Consider the following 13,951-nt stretch of genomic DNA (forward strand, 5'->3'; position numbering starts at 1 on the left):
ATATAAAACTAAATGTATCAATTAATAACATAAAGCAACTAAAATTTTACTTTTTGCAGCCTGAATTCCTTTATTTCTTTTTGCTGAAAATTCTGTAGTTTAGCCATGGAAATATTTTGTTTTTTCTTTCGCATGAAGTAAGCCATTCTGTGCTTACAGTGTTGCTTGCTAATGAGTCAAACACACGTGTGAATGAAAGAATTTCATCTTTGAAAAGCTCTTCTATATAGTCTGGTGTTTTTCCATCGTGAATCATTGCCGGCCAGTCTCCGCTTTGAGCTAAAAGCACTTGTTTCGCTGCCATGTTCAAAAGACGTTCTTTCAATGAAGTTTCAGAAGGAAATCTTTCTGCAAGATCTATTATGCGCTGGGTCGCTTTTCTTGTGTAGCGTATCATCCAGCTGTTTGAGTTGTCCAAAAGGTCTTCCCCGTAGCCAAGACCATTTGCCGAGCATTGATAAAGTTCAATTTTAGGTAAAGAAAACTGCTTGTCTAAAAGATTCTTGCAAACTTCGAACTCAAAGCCTCTTCTGCTTGCTCTGCATCTGATTACATTTTCAAGCCATTCAACGCCTTCATGCCATTTCTGCCCAAGAAATTCAGCTGGAATTGTACAGACTAAAACTGCGTCTTTTTCTTGCATTATGTTTGCCGCTTGCTCAAGTTTTTCAGCCTTGGAAGTATAGAAGTTAAGCGCATCCTTTATAATTTGCTTTTTTGCTTCTGCGGAATTATAAGGAACAAGATCGTCATCTTCGCTTTCGTTGCTCCAATATTTGAAGCCAGTTGGAATTCTTGCATCGGTTTTTTTTCCAAAGAAATCACCAAGTCTTTCCTGTTCAAGGTCGAATCCTATGTCTCGGATTTGAGAGCGGTAGGCTTCGTTTGTGAAAAATCCGTCTTCTCCTGCTATGTCCTGCGGAGTGTCCGGGTCGCTTCCGAAAATTACGAGTGAACTTTTTGTTCTGACAGGTGAAAATATTCCTTCTTGCGGGCATTGCTCAGAAAACAAGATTGACCTTGCGTCAAGAACTGTATAGTTTATTCCGTAAGAGCGCAGCGGCTTTTCAAGGTTTTTGTCCCATCCCATATATGGAAGCCAGAATCCGTCTCCATTGTCGCCAAAAAAATTTCTCTGTGAATAAAGCCCTGTTTCAATTTGAGCGTTAATGGCTTCTGGATAGTCGCTGTAGTGCGGAATATACGAAAAAGTTGCGGCGGTTGGAATAAGTTCAAGAATGCCGAGCTTTTCAAAGTATCTTATTTTTCCAAGAAGATTCTTTCCGTAAGTTTCTATAAAGTCCGCTTTTGTTCTTTCTATTGATTCAAGGCAGCTTTTTGCTTGTTCAAGGCAGTTTGAGTTTTTGCATCTTGAAATTTCTGCATTTCCAAGTTTAATCAGTTCATCAAGGTATTCTATATATTTGTCTTGAATGCTGGAATCTGAAAGAAGCGCGCAAATTGATGGTGAAATTACAAGTCCAAGCTTGAACGGAATATTCTCTTTTTCAAGCTGGCAGAACATATTCAAAAGCGGAATGTAAGTTTCTGTCATAGCGGAAAAAAGAATGCTGTTTTGAACTTGAAAGCCTTCTTTGCCTTCGGTCTGCGGAATGTAGCCTTGGTTTGCTTCTATTATTAAAACAAGTTTTTTTTCAGACATTGTTGATTCCTTTAGTTTGAAAATGACTGTCTATGGTTCAGGAAATTATCATGCAGAATTTTCTTTATTCCAGAAAGCTGTACTAGCGGTGAAAACTCAAGTTTTTTTCCTGGCTGCATTTCAAGAATTTTTTTGCTTTCCTCTGGAATTTCAATCATTCTGGTTGACGCAAGAATTTCCGCGCTTTTTCCATTGAAAGAGGCCGCCAAGTCTATTCTTGCGAATTTTTTTCCGCCAGGAATCATAATATACTGCTCGTTAGGCTCAAGCGGAATTTTTACATCAAATGAATCATCTGATTTTTCTGATTCTGCAGAGTCAAAAAATGAAATATGAAGAAATGCGCTTTCAAATGAAAAATCCTGCGACAGCGTAGAAATATCAGATTCCTTTATATCCCAGAACACAAAAAGCCATGCTGGGTTTCTAATAACAGCGTCTATGCAAGTGTTGTTGTATGTTTTGGGAAGTGAGTCTGGAACTGGCTCGTCATCGTCTGAAATTTGAACTTCCGGCTTTTTTTCTGCCGATTCAAACTCTTCTTCCGCCTCTAAAAGCTCTCCAATTATAAAACGGCGGTCAAGATCGCCTGGAATATCTATTCCATATTTATCAGCAAAGGCTATAAGCTGTGATGTTGACATTGCCTCTAGCTGCTGTCGGGATGCAAATTTCATAACTTGCTAATAATCGCTAAAAAAAAAACTTTTGTCAATGTAGATTCCAATGTTCATCCATTGGATAATGGCAATAAAAGTTTGTTGTTGAAAACAGATGTCTTTTTTTATAGAATGACGGAATGATAAAAGCTACAGGTTCACAGATTATTTTAAAGCTTCTTGAAATGGAAGGTGTTAAGTATGTCGCTGGAATTCCAGGCGGTCAGATTCTTCCTTTATATGATGAATTGAATAAATCTTCTATAAAGCATATTTTAGTGCGCCATGAGCAGGCGGCCGGCTTTATTGCTCAGGGAATGTCGCGTTCAACAGGAATTCCTGCTGTTTGCATGGCGACTTCTGGACCTGGCGCAATGAATCTGCTTACTGCCATTGCAGATGCAAGGTGCGATTCAATTCCGATTGTTGCGATTACGGGGCAGGTTAACACATCTTTGATTGGAACAGATGCTTTTCAGGAAGCCGATACATTCGGACTTTCTTTTCCTATTACAAAACACAGCATGATGGTAAAGTCAGTTTCTGAGCTTCTGACTGCAATTCCTCTTGCGTTTGAGATTGCCTCTAGCGGCCGTCCGGGACCGGTTCTTGTTGATGTTCCTCGCGATGTTCAGACTGGATTTGCAGAATTTGAAGAATGGCCTAAAATCCGTTCCGCTGAAGAAGTAAAGAAATCTGTTTTTGCAAGAAAGTTTTCTACTCCGGAAGATAAAATTCCTTGTGTTGTTGACAAAATGTCGCAGTTTCTTTTGTCTAGTGAACGCCCGGTGCTTTATATTGGAGGCGGCTGCAATTCTCCTGTGGCTTCATCTGCTATAAAAAGCCTTCTTGAGTCTTTTGACGCTGTGGCTGTAACAAGTCTTATGGGCATAGGCTCATTGCCGAAGAACTTAAAAAACAATCTTGGCATGGTTGGAATGCATGGCTCTTATGCGGCGAACAAGGCAATGCATGATGCTGATGTGGTTCTTGCAATGGGAGTCCGCTTTGATGACAGGGCGACTGGTGCGATTGCAAAATTCTGTCCGGAAGCAAAAATTCTCCATATAGATATTGACGCTGCTGAAATAAACAAAATACTTCCTTCAAGTTGCTCTTTAGTCTGCGATGTGGAAGCAGCTCTTCCGCTTCTTGTTTCAAAAATAAAAGAATCTGGTGATAAGAAATTTGCCGCTCAAAGAAAGGCTTGGCTGGAATCTCTTTGTTCTGTTTTTGAGCAGACAGAAAGTTTTGAGCTTGGTCGTGGAAAGAAATCAGATTCAGTAAATCCGCGTAAATTTATAAATGAAATTCCTTTGAATGCAAAAAAAGCGGGCCTTTCTTCAAAAGATATAATTGTTACAACAGATGTTGGACAGCATCAGATGTGGGCGGCGCAGTATTATCCTGTGGAGTATCCTCGTCAGTTCTTAACTAGCGGCTCTTTGGGAACCATGGGCTTTGGTTTGCCTGCCGCAATTGGAGCAGCCATTGCAAATCCCTCAAAAAAGGTTGTGTGCATATCTGGAGACGGAAGCATTCTTATGAACCTTCAGGAACTTGCGACTTTGAGCGAGCTTAATTTAAACGTTACAGTTATTGTTCTTGAAAACGGCGTGCTTGGAATGGTTCATCAGCAGCAAGAATATCTTTTTGAAAAAAACTACAGCGCAAGTGAGTTTATAAAGAATCCTAATTTATTGAAAATTGCAGAAGGATTTGGGATTGAATCTATTGACGCAAATACAGAACCTTCCTGGGCAGAAAAAGCATTTTCAGAAGGTCCTAGGTTTGTGCGCCTTAAGATAGAAAGAGATGAAAATGTTCTTCCGTTTGTAAAGGCAGGAAGCGCTAATATTGATGCAATCAGGAACTAAAAAACTAAAACATTCCCCATGCACTAAGTTCACCTTGCTGTGCGCTTGTTGCATTAGGAATGTAAAATTGATATTTTGCGTGAGCAGAACACATTAAAGTTCTGCTGTCGTTTCTGAAAGTTCTTTTCTCATAAAGTGCCTTTCGCTTGGGGAAGAGTCTTCCGCTGGGTAGCCAATATCTAGCAAACATATAAGCTCAAGGTCTTTTATCTGCGGAAAAGCGTCATAGATTTTCTGGCTGTCGTATCCTCTTGCCCATAAAGTTCCTAATCCAAGCTCTGTAGCTTCCATCATCATTGCTGTTGTTACAATGGCTGCGTCAGCTTCTCCTCCGTCATAATCTGGATAATGAGTGTCCGCAGTGTTTTTGTAGCTTATTTTTTTGTCATAGCAAACCATAAGCACAACAGGCGCATGGTAAGACATTGGAGTTGCTCCGTAAATCTTTTCTAGCGCATTCTTGCTTTTTATGATGAATATTTTGTGAGACTGGCTGTTTTTTGCTGTTGGAGCTAGTCGTCCTGCCTCAAGAATTTTTGCAAGTTTTTCATCTTCAACCTTCTGGCTTGAAAATTTTCTTACTGAATACCTTTTTTTTTGAAAGCTCAATGAAATCCATTTTTCCTCCTATTCTATTATAAAATATATTAAACTTATTGCTTATTATTTTCAATTTTTTTTCTAAAATCTTTTTATTTATGCGAAAAAGTATTAGTATTGTAGCATGGGATTTTCAAGAGAAGAATTGGCTGAAAAATTTTTGAGGACTTATGTAAAGCCTTTTACTGCAAAGGATATGAAAAAAGTCTTGAACACCCTTGGCTTTTCTGCCTCGCTGGAAGATGCGGAGGATTTTCTTTGTTCAAGCCCTAATGTTCTTGAGCTTGAAGACGGCAGGTTTGTTACACATGCTGGAGCTTTTACTGGTGAGATTTTCAGCATAGTTCCTACAGCCAAAGAAGCAGAGCAGGGCGTTTTTGTTCCTGGCGATAGGTGTATGCCTTTTGTGGAAACAGATAGAATTTCTTCAACGCTTCGTTTTTATGTAAAGGGAAAAAAAGTTCCGTCAAAGGTTGGTGTTTTTGACAGCGATGATGCCATAGATATGTTTATGCTTTATGGTGAAGAATATGCTCCTCAGTATATAGCGGCAGATCCTGCGAACAAAGATTTAGATCTGGTTTCACGGGACTTTGAGCTGTCAAACACTGTTAAGCTTACGGGGCTTGACTTGGACTATCTTTCAGAAAAATACGGATATAAAAAAGGCGATAGAATCCTGTGCTGTGTTACTGACTGGAATGCCGGCAAGCTTAATATGATGATTCTGCATAGCGATGAAACTAGATTCGACAAGGGTGAAGTTGGAGAGAAGCGCATTGAGTGGTTTGCGGAGCTTGAAAAAAGGCTTCTTGACTGCTTTGAAAAGCGCGGACCGATGACTTCTATAGAAGAGCAGCTTGTTACAGTTTTTTTTGAAAACAGAAGAACACTGTGTGTTCCTTATTGCGGCTCAACAGAAGAACTTTTATTTAAGCATACAAACAAGATTAGCTTTGAACATTACGGAGTGGAAACAAGGCTATGGCGGAAAGGAGAGGAGGTTCCAGCATTTGGAAAATGGAATTCTACGCTTGCGGTGTTAAACAACGAGCTAAAAAAGAACATTACATTTGCGGAGTACACCCTTAATTCTATTCCAGAGTTTGTGTATGACCAGATTATACTAGACGCTCTTTACCAGAAGAAAACAGATTATATAAAATTTGCGCTGGATTTTATCTGCCGTGATGATTTTTCTCTTGATGATATTCAGCTTCAAAAAATTATCTTGTCGCTTAAAGAAAGATATGCTATTCTTCAAAAAGATTACAACTGGTTTGCGGATCAGACCCTTGGAACAGTCAGAAAAAAAACACTGGAACTTTATGGAAATGTTTCTTCCCTAGTAAGGAAAATCGATTTTCTTGGTGAATTGATTCTGAATCTGCCTAGCCAGGAAGTTGTGGTTCTTGCCCAGCTTCATGGTCATATCCTTCGTATGATTGAAACCATAGCTTCTGATCCAACTGCGGAAGAAACTGCGGATGCGCTGCTTCTTTCATTGGACGGAATGGAATGGAACTTTGAGGATATAAAGGGAACTCTTGAGTCTTCTCTTGCAAAGGAAAAGCAAAGCCAGTTTAAGGTTATAAAGGGCGGTTCATGCGTCGCTGGCAGAATCAGTTCTTTCAAGAAAAAGTAAAAGCGGGTTACGAGGAGTGTTCTATTATGGAAGATTTTGATATTGGTCTTCTTTTTGAGCGTGGAGAAGTTTTAGAGAATGTGCCTGGAAATTCCTGTGCAAAAATCTTTGAGTATATATGCGACAGAATCGTTGTTCCTTCTGGCCTTACTGCGCACCAGCTTCAAAAAGAGCTTGTTGAGCGGGAAAAAGTTCTTAGCACAGCTGTTGGAAATGGAATTGCAATTCCTCATCCACGTTATCCCCTTGTGAAAAACAGTGCTGAAAGCAAAATTGTTGTTGCGTATTTACGTGAGCCTCTTGATATGCAGGCTCCTGATGTAAAGAAAGTTTACGTAATGTTTATTATTCTTTCTGATTCTGCACAGTTCCATATAAAAGTTCTTTCTGCCTTGGCGACTTTGTTTAAGAATGAAAAATTCCGCAAGGGAATACAAACTTGTCCTTCAAAAGGCGAGCTTTTGGATTTGCTGCGAAGAATTTCACGTCCAGAACTCTTATAGAAGAAGCCTTTATTTTTAAGCTTTTAGATGATTGAAAAAACAGGCGCTTAGTTGTAGAATACCACTAAAATTTTCCTTAATTTTAGTGGAGTGTAACAACTATGGACACAAAAGCTATCGAAGCTGTCGCTTTGTCAATCAGAAGCCTTTCTATGGATGCAATCCAGAAGGCAAATTCAGGTCATCCGGGACTTCCTCTTGGCGCTGCGGAAGTCGCTGCTGTTCTTTACGGTGAGCTTTTAAAACACAATCCAGCTGATTCAAAATGGGCGGACAGAGACCGTTTTGTTCTTTCCGCCGGACATGGCTCGATGCTGCTTTATTCAATTCTTCACCTTTCAGGATATAAAGTTTCACTTGACGATATAAAGTCATTCCGTCAGATTGGCTCAAAATGCCCGGGACATCCTGAATACGGTGAAACAGATGGCGTTGAATGCACCTCTGGACCTCTTGGACAGGGAATTGCAGCCGCAGTTGGAATGGCAATTGCAGAAAATATGCTTGCTGCTCGCTTTAACACTCCAAAGCACACAATTGTTGACCATTATACTTATACTCTCGTTGGTGAAGGCTGTCTTGAAGAAGGTGTTTCATCAGAAGCCAGTTCTCTTGCTGGAAATCTTGGTCTTGGAAAACTCATTGTATTCTATGATGAAAATAAAATCTCAATTGATGGAAACACAGATATAACATTCACAGACGACATTGAAAAACGCTATCTTTCTTATGGCTGGCAGGTTTTGCGCGGCTCTATGTATAACGTTGGTGAAATTGCAGATCTTGTTGAGATTGCAAAACGTGATACTTCAAAACCTTCTTTGATTATCCTTAAATCTGTAATTGGAAAAGGCGCTCCAAAGCAGGGTACTGCTGATGTTCATGGTGCTCCTCTTGGAGAGGAAGGCTGCAAGGCTGCAAAGTCTGCTCTTGGAATTCCAACTGATGAGCAGTTCTGGGTTGCTCCTGAAGCATATAAATACTTTGAAGAAAAAAGAATTGAATGGGCAAAAGCGGAAGAAAACTGGAATAAGACATTTGCTGAATGGGCAAAAGAAAATCCAGAGCTTGCAAAGAAATGGGACGCTTACTGGAATCATAAGGCAACAGGCGACTGTGAATCTCCTTCTTATAAGGCTGGAGACAAGCTTGCTACTCGTGATGCCAGTGGAAAAAGCCTTAACTGCATGGCTAAACGCTATGAATGGCTTGTTGGAGGTTCTGCTGACTTGCAGGGACCTAATAAGACAAAAGTTGCAGACGATGACGGTGTTTATAGCAAGTCAAACAGAAAAGGCCGCACAATTGAATATGGAATCCGTGAGTTCGCGATGAGCCAGGTTATGAGCGGAATCAATTTGCATGGAGGTCTTAGAGCTTTCGGGGCTACATTCCTTGTATTCAGCGATTATCTGCGTCCATCTTTGCGTGTCGCTGCTTTGAGCAAGCTTCCAAATATCTATATCTTTACACATGATTCAATTTATGTAGGAGAAGATGGCCCAACACATCAGCCCGTTGAAACAAATGCGGCGTTGCGCTGTATTCCTAATGTGCAGTTCTTGCGTCCGGGTGATGCAGAAGAATCTGCTGTTGCATGGGAAATGGCGCTTGAAAGCACAGATCATCCGGTTTGCATGGCATTTACAAGACAGGCAATCACTGTATATGAAAAAGCTGATAAAGATTGGAAGAATACTGTAAGAAAAGGCGCATATATAGTTCAAGAAGGAACAAAAAATCCTGATATTACAATTCTTGCTACAGGCTCTGAAGTTGAAATGTCTTTGAATGCTGCAAAACTTGTTTCTGGCAAAAATATCCGTGTTGTTTCTGTTATGGACAAGACTTTGTTTGAAAAACAGGATGAATCCTTCCAGAAAGAAATAATTGGAAATGCAAAGCGTGTTGTTGTTGCAGAAGCCGGTGTAAGTTTTGGCTGGGAAAAATATGTTTCAAGCAAAAAGGACTTGTTTACAATTGACCGCTTTGGTGAGTCTGGTCCTGCTGCAAAAGTAGCGGAAGATCTAAAGTTTACTTCTGCTGACTTGGCAAAAGTTTTGGAAAGCTAATTTTTTATTGGGTTAAACTGTTAAACGAAACTCCCGGAGCATACTGCGGCAGTACCGCGCTATGCTTCGGGAGTTTTTATTTTATTCTTCTATTGTAATAGGAATTTTACTTATTCCTGTTAGTGGAGTCTTTAGCTCATATCCATTTCTTTCTGATGTACAGATTTTGATAAAATATTTCTTTCCAGCTGTAAGCAAACGAGGAAGATGAAATTCAAGCATTTTAGATGTATTCTTTGTTATAAAATCTTCTGGAACTTTTATCCATTCATTTTCATCTATGCTTGGCTCGCAATTCTCTGTTTCTGGAATAAACCATATTCCGCTTTCTGCTCCGCCGACCTTTAGCTTTTTGCCAATAATACGAGCACTGAATGTGGCTTTTAGTGTCTTGTCTTTTGTTCCGTCTACAGGATTTTCAATTTGCGAAATTTGAGGAACTGGAGTTGTTACAGATGTTACCGATGCACTTATGGTTTTTAGTTTTTCATTTAACTGCTCATTTGCACAAAACCTCGCTTCAAAGCCTGTTATGATTTCTGCTTCTGGTGTAAGTGTTTTTATTCCATTGCAAGGGGCAATGTAAAGTTTGCAGATTTCCATAATATCTACTGCGAAGCCAAGTTCTGCCTGCTCAAGAATTTCCTTTTTTAGAAGTTCCATAGCATGGCCTACTTGATAACGGTCGATTCCCTGATTATGAGTAGCTACTAAATCCAAAATTTGATCTGTTGTTATTGTCTTTCTTGGAACACGTGCAATGTATGTGTGCTCTTTTAAATAGCAAGGTGTTAATGTTACAGCGAAATTTGGTTTTCGCTTTGTGTCGATATTTATCATAATAGTGACTCCTTTGTATTGTTTTTTACCACTAAAGTTTTAGACAATGTCTTTTTTCTTTTTGTGGTTTGAAAAATCTGCGGAAGTTCTTTGCTTTGCCTATAATTCTTTTAGCGTGTTTTCCGCAACCTGATTTTTAGACTTTTTTACTGCATAATGTTAGCTAAAAAGTCTAGTTTTTTATTTTCATTTTCTTTTCCTCCTTTTTTTACATTTTCAATAAAAATTTGAAAATATTATCTGCGTGTTTATTTTTTTTCTATAACTATTTTATTGCCTTAAATTAAAAAAAATTGTCAGTTTTTTAGATAAAATATATAAGTTTTTATTTTCCATTTTTTCTAATTTGCAGATGAAATAATTCATAAGCTATTGAGCAAGTTTGCTTTAGGTTATGGTCGTTTTTATTGCTAGTCTATCCACAGTGTTTATCGCTTGCTGTATATAAATTGTTGGATAACTTATCTATGAGGATGAATATAAGCTATATCCATTCTTATTAATACGCTGTAATGCTTTTCATGAATACTCTGACAAAGAGCTATGAGAATAGAGTGATGAACTGTATTGCATACAACTTAGTTGAGAGTTATGCTGGTAAGCTGTATAAGTGTGTGTATTATAAGTTGAGAAAAAGATATGCCTATAAGCTATGGAGCATATACTCTATTGGCAATGAAGATAATATGTCGATAAGTCTACATTAAAATTTGTCTTTATTCCGCACGCCAGTTTTCCCTGATAGCCTTGTAAAGCTCTTTTCTCATGCTTTCTATAACTTTGTCTGTGATTATGCGGATTTTCTGCTCATCTTTTTTTTCGACTTCTGATTTTTTGAAAAGGATTTCAGGTTCAACGTTCAATGCGGCGGCGATTTTTTCAATTGTGGAAAGCTTGGGCACATTCTTGTAGGTTTCCATAAGCCCGATGTAGCTTGTCGCTGTGTTGCACGCTTCTGCCAGCTGTTCCTGCGTGATATGTTTTTCCTTGCGAATTCTTTTTATGTTGTCGATTACTGTCTTTTCTAAATCCATTTTATATCAAGATAGATATATTTATATATAATTTTAATTGATTAATTTGATATAGTAGTATATTATTTTTGATATAATTTTATATTGGGAAATTTCCCAATTGTTGGAGGAAGAAATGAAAAAACTTGGATGCGTGGCACTTGCCGCTATGCTTGGATTGATGGTTGTCGGATGTGCGAGTTCACAACAAAAGTTAGCAACGAAAGATATGAAAAATCTTTCATATGAGAATCAGTCTAATGGCGATTTGGAGTTAATAAATCAAACACCTTATGATCTTGTTATTTTTGCAGGTTCAATACATCGTAACAATATTTTGGGAGGAATACGCAAAGATGGAGTTGGAAGTACTAGATTTTTCGATTTTAGTCCTTTTGTCTCTTCAAAGATTGGTGCATTTTTGTGTAGAGCTGTGAAAGCTGATGTTTATGCAGCAAAAGGTGGATATGTATCGGAGGAAGATGTAATTTTTGCAAAACTTGTTACTTATGGCGATAATATAAAGTCGTCTTTTAGGATAACAGGTGAAGTTGGAGGAATGTCAAAGTTGCTTTTTGAAAACGCATCGCCTTATCCTGTAGAACTTCGTCTTAATGGAACTGATGGAGCTGTGCTTACAACTCTGCCACCTAATGCAAAAGAAAAATATGTTTATGTAGATTATAATTCAAGAGGATATGTTTACTTTCCTACATATCTTATGTATGACAAAAGCAGCGGAAAAATGAGCAGTATTTCTGCAAAAGAAGAAGATGGCTTAGTTTCAAGACCAGCAAGAGAAAATGAAACTCCACAGACTGTAATAGTTCCTATGCCGAACAGCAAAATGTATGGGTCAAGAGTTGCATATCTTACAGTCAGAAATGAAAGTGGACGTGCTTTTATAATGAGAAATGATAATACAGAAATTTTCTCTCAAACCGGAAATACTATGATTAATTCTGGAGAAACGCTTACATTTGAAGTTGATTCAAAAGAAGAAGGACGTGTTTTCCGTGCTATAAATGCAGATTTCCGTGTCGGAGATGTTTCTAAACGTTATGTGAAATTTTTTGAAGGTGAGCCAACCGTTTTGAAAGCTGGTGTCGAATATGAAATTTCCGTATTCAATCAAAATGGTCTTGTAAAAGCGATAATTGATAATTCATCTGAACGTGTAGTCGAGTATAACTTGAATTCTCAACTTGAACTTGAGTAGTTTTTTGAAAACTGGATGTTATTTTCAACATCCAGTTTTGCCTATTTTTGAGTTATTGAAAAATGAAAAGAAATTTTATTCTTTTTATAAGTTTATTCATATTTTTTATCTCATGTAAATCATCAAATTTTCAATTTGGAAAAGAAGAAATTTCAAAAACTATTCGCATAGAAATTTTTAATAAAAGTGATTTCTCTGTTGAAATTGTTGAGAATAATCCAGATTCCATTTATTCAGTAGCAAAAGTAGATAAAAATGAATTGCATGTTATTGAGAAAAAACTTTTTGTATTGGACGAGATTACCTATTTTATTTATCCAAGATTCTTGATACCAATTGAAAACATTGTTATTCCAATAACTCAATACAATGGATTCAGAATAGAAACAAAAAATGGACTCAATCAAAGAATAGAAATTTCATTGATGGATAGTAGTTTTAAAAATCTTCCATATTATGTTGTTACGAAGAATAATTCAAATAAAGAAATTTCCGTAATGAACTCAAGTTCAAGAACTCCATATATAACAGAGAAAAATACAAAGTCTATAGTATCTGGTGAGAGTGGAGTTTATTCATCATTAAATAGAGAATTGTATTTAAACAAAAATATTTCAATGCTTGTAGAGCAAAATGGAAAATATTTTGACGTTCCATTTTATAAACCTGATTCGAGTTTTGTTTACACTTATAGTTTTAACGGAGATAAAATTGTTTTTGAAGACGCTCGTCCGATTGTAAAAATAAGTGAGCCTCTGTGGAATAAAGATTATTCTGATATGGCGCTTTTAAAGGCCTTTGGCTCAAAAAATGAAGATACTATATTTTGCATTGGAAACAAAATAGAAGAGGATAAAAATAGAAATAAGTTTTGGAGCGCATATCTTTGTGGCTTTGAAAATACTGGAACAAAAAAATGGGAGTCTAGTTTTTCTGAAAAAAATACTGATAACAGAATTTATGACGGAATTTTGCTTGAAAACAAGATAATCTGCGTGGGGCAGAGCATGAATGAAAAATCGAATTCTGGTCTTGTGCTTGCTGTAGATTCTAAAAATGGTCATATTGATTCGTTTAAGATTCCCGAACTTTCAGGACTTTTTTCTGTAAGTTCATTCGGAGCAAATATTCTAGCAGCTGGATTTGACCGTGGTGGTAGTCTTGCTGTTCTGAAGATTTCTTTTGAAACTGAAAATCCGATTTTTTCTTTAGTGTCATTAGAACTTCCTATAGCAGAATCAAATCTTGTGTATCATGCGTTATGTTTGTATAGCACTGAATCTGATAAATTCTTTTTATTCTGTAACAGACAAAATGAAAATGGGGAACTTCTTTCTTCTATACTATGTCAATTTTCTTATGATGGAAAGCTTGTTGCAAAAGAAGATTTTGCAGGAAGTATAAAGTCTGTGTCATGCATGGTTCAGAATAGTAGTGGAGAAATTTTTGCAGGAGCAGAAACTTTCGGAACTGAAAAACCATCTGCTGTTGTAATAAAGGTTCTGGCTAATGGAAATTGGACTTACTTTTACAGTAATGAAAATCTGCCATCGTTTATAACATCAGTTTGCCTTTCTGAAAATGAAGATTTTATTGCATTTTCAGGTGTTCAAAATGCATCGGATTTTTACGGACATAATGGAAATTCATTTTTCGCTGGTATGGATTCTAATTCTACTGAGCAGCTTTGGTTTACTGAATATGAAAAAAAGCAAGATATGCTTCTTACAAATTTTTCTTTAGTACCTGAATATGGCTTTGCAGGAATTTTCTGTTATACGGATGAGAATGGAGTTATTAAACCTCCGTCTGCCTTAAAAAGAATGACATTAAACGGAAGTGTTCTAAAAAAATAATTGG

11 protein-coding genes are annotated in these 13,951 nt (G+C 37.4%); 6 read left to right on the forward strand and 5 right to left on the reverse strand.

All coding sequences use genetic code 11. The features are described 5' to 3' along the window. Positions 1-70 precede the first annotated feature (70 nt). Positions 71-1,663 (reverse strand): 1,4-alpha-glucan branching protein domain-containing protein, encoded by a 1,593-nt coding sequence (locus Q0N70_RS06195; protein WP_294014992.1) that lies wholly within the window; start codon positions 1,661-1,663, stop codon positions 71-73. Between the two features lie 11 nt (positions 1,664-1,674). Then, a complete protein-coding gene (locus Q0N70_RS06200; protein WP_294014994.1) occupies positions 1,675-2,307 on the reverse strand; it encodes a DUF4912 domain-containing protein in 633 nt (210 codons plus the stop codon). Positions 2,308-2,462: 155 nt separating this feature from the next. On the opposite strand from Q0N70_RS06200, the gene ilvB reads away from it, so the two are divergent. Further along, positions 2,463-4,199: a biosynthetic-type acetolactate synthase large subunit gene (ilvB, locus tag Q0N70_RS06205; RefSeq protein ID WP_294014996.1), complete on the forward strand. Its 1,737-nt coding sequence runs from the start codon at positions 2,463-2,465 to the stop codon at positions 4,197-4,199. A 93-nt stretch (positions 4,200-4,292) separates the two neighbouring features. On the opposite strand, the gene Q0N70_RS06210 is transcribed toward ilvB, so the two are convergent. After that, a complete protein-coding gene (locus tag Q0N70_RS06210) occupies positions 4,293-4,808 on the reverse strand; it encodes a nitroreductase family protein (RefSeq protein WP_294014998.1) in 516 nt (171 codons plus the stop codon). A gap of 115 nt (positions 4,809-4,923) precedes the next feature. On the opposite strand from Q0N70_RS06210, the gene Q0N70_RS06215 reads away from it, so the two are divergent. The 3 genes from Q0N70_RS06215 to tkt all read left to right on the forward strand — a co-directional run bounded on the left by Q0N70_RS06215 (position 4,924) and on the right by tkt (position 9,019). Continuing rightward, positions 4,924-6,444 (forward strand): hypothetical protein, encoded by a 1,521-nt coding sequence (locus Q0N70_RS06215; RefSeq protein ID WP_294015000.1) that lies wholly within the window; start codon positions 4,924-4,926, stop codon positions 6,442-6,444. Between the two features lie 26 nt (positions 6,445-6,470). Next, the gene (locus tag Q0N70_RS06220) at positions 6,471-6,947 is read left to right on the forward strand and encodes a PTS sugar transporter subunit IIA (RefSeq protein ID WP_294015002.1); all 477 of its coding nucleotides are present in this window, start codon (positions 6,471-6,473) and stop codon (positions 6,945-6,947) included. 101 nt (positions 6,948-7,048) lie between these two features. Continuing rightward, positions 7,049-9,019, forward strand: coding sequence for a transketolase (gene tkt / locus Q0N70_RS06225; protein ID WP_294015003.1), 1,971 nt, complete (start codon positions 7,049-7,051; stop codon positions 9,017-9,019). A gap of 81 nt (positions 9,020-9,100) precedes the next feature. On the opposite strand, the gene Q0N70_RS06230 is transcribed toward tkt, so the two are convergent. Further along, on the reverse strand, positions 9,101-9,859 hold the full coding sequence (locus Q0N70_RS06230) for a DUF4469 domain-containing protein (RefSeq protein ID WP_294015006.1): 759 nt from the start codon (positions 9,857-9,859) through the stop codon (positions 9,101-9,103). Between the two features lie 716 nt (positions 9,860-10,575). Continuing rightward, the gene (locus tag Q0N70_RS06235; protein WP_294015009.1) at positions 10,576-10,893 is read right to left on the reverse strand and encodes a helix-turn-helix transcriptional regulator; all 318 of its coding nucleotides are present in this window, start codon (positions 10,891-10,893) and stop codon (positions 10,576-10,578) included. Between the two features lie 115 nt (positions 10,894-11,008). Here Q0N70_RS06235 and Q0N70_RS06240 point away from each other — a divergent pair, with 115 nt between their 5' ends. Next, positions 11,009-12,091: a hypothetical protein gene (locus Q0N70_RS06240; protein ID WP_294015011.1), complete on the forward strand. Its 1,083-nt coding sequence runs from the start codon at positions 11,009-11,011 to the stop codon at positions 12,089-12,091. A gap of 62 nt (positions 12,092-12,153) precedes the next feature. Beyond that, entirely contained in the window at positions 12,154-13,947 is a 1,794-nt protein-coding gene (locus tag Q0N70_RS06245) for a hypothetical protein (protein ID WP_294015013.1), read from the forward strand. Positions 13,948-13,951 lie beyond the last annotated feature (4 nt).

It is taken from the genome of uncultured Treponema sp. (genome assembly GCF_945873775.1).
Classification (GTDB): Bacteria; Spirochaetota; Spirochaetia; order Treponematales; family Treponemataceae; genus Treponema_D.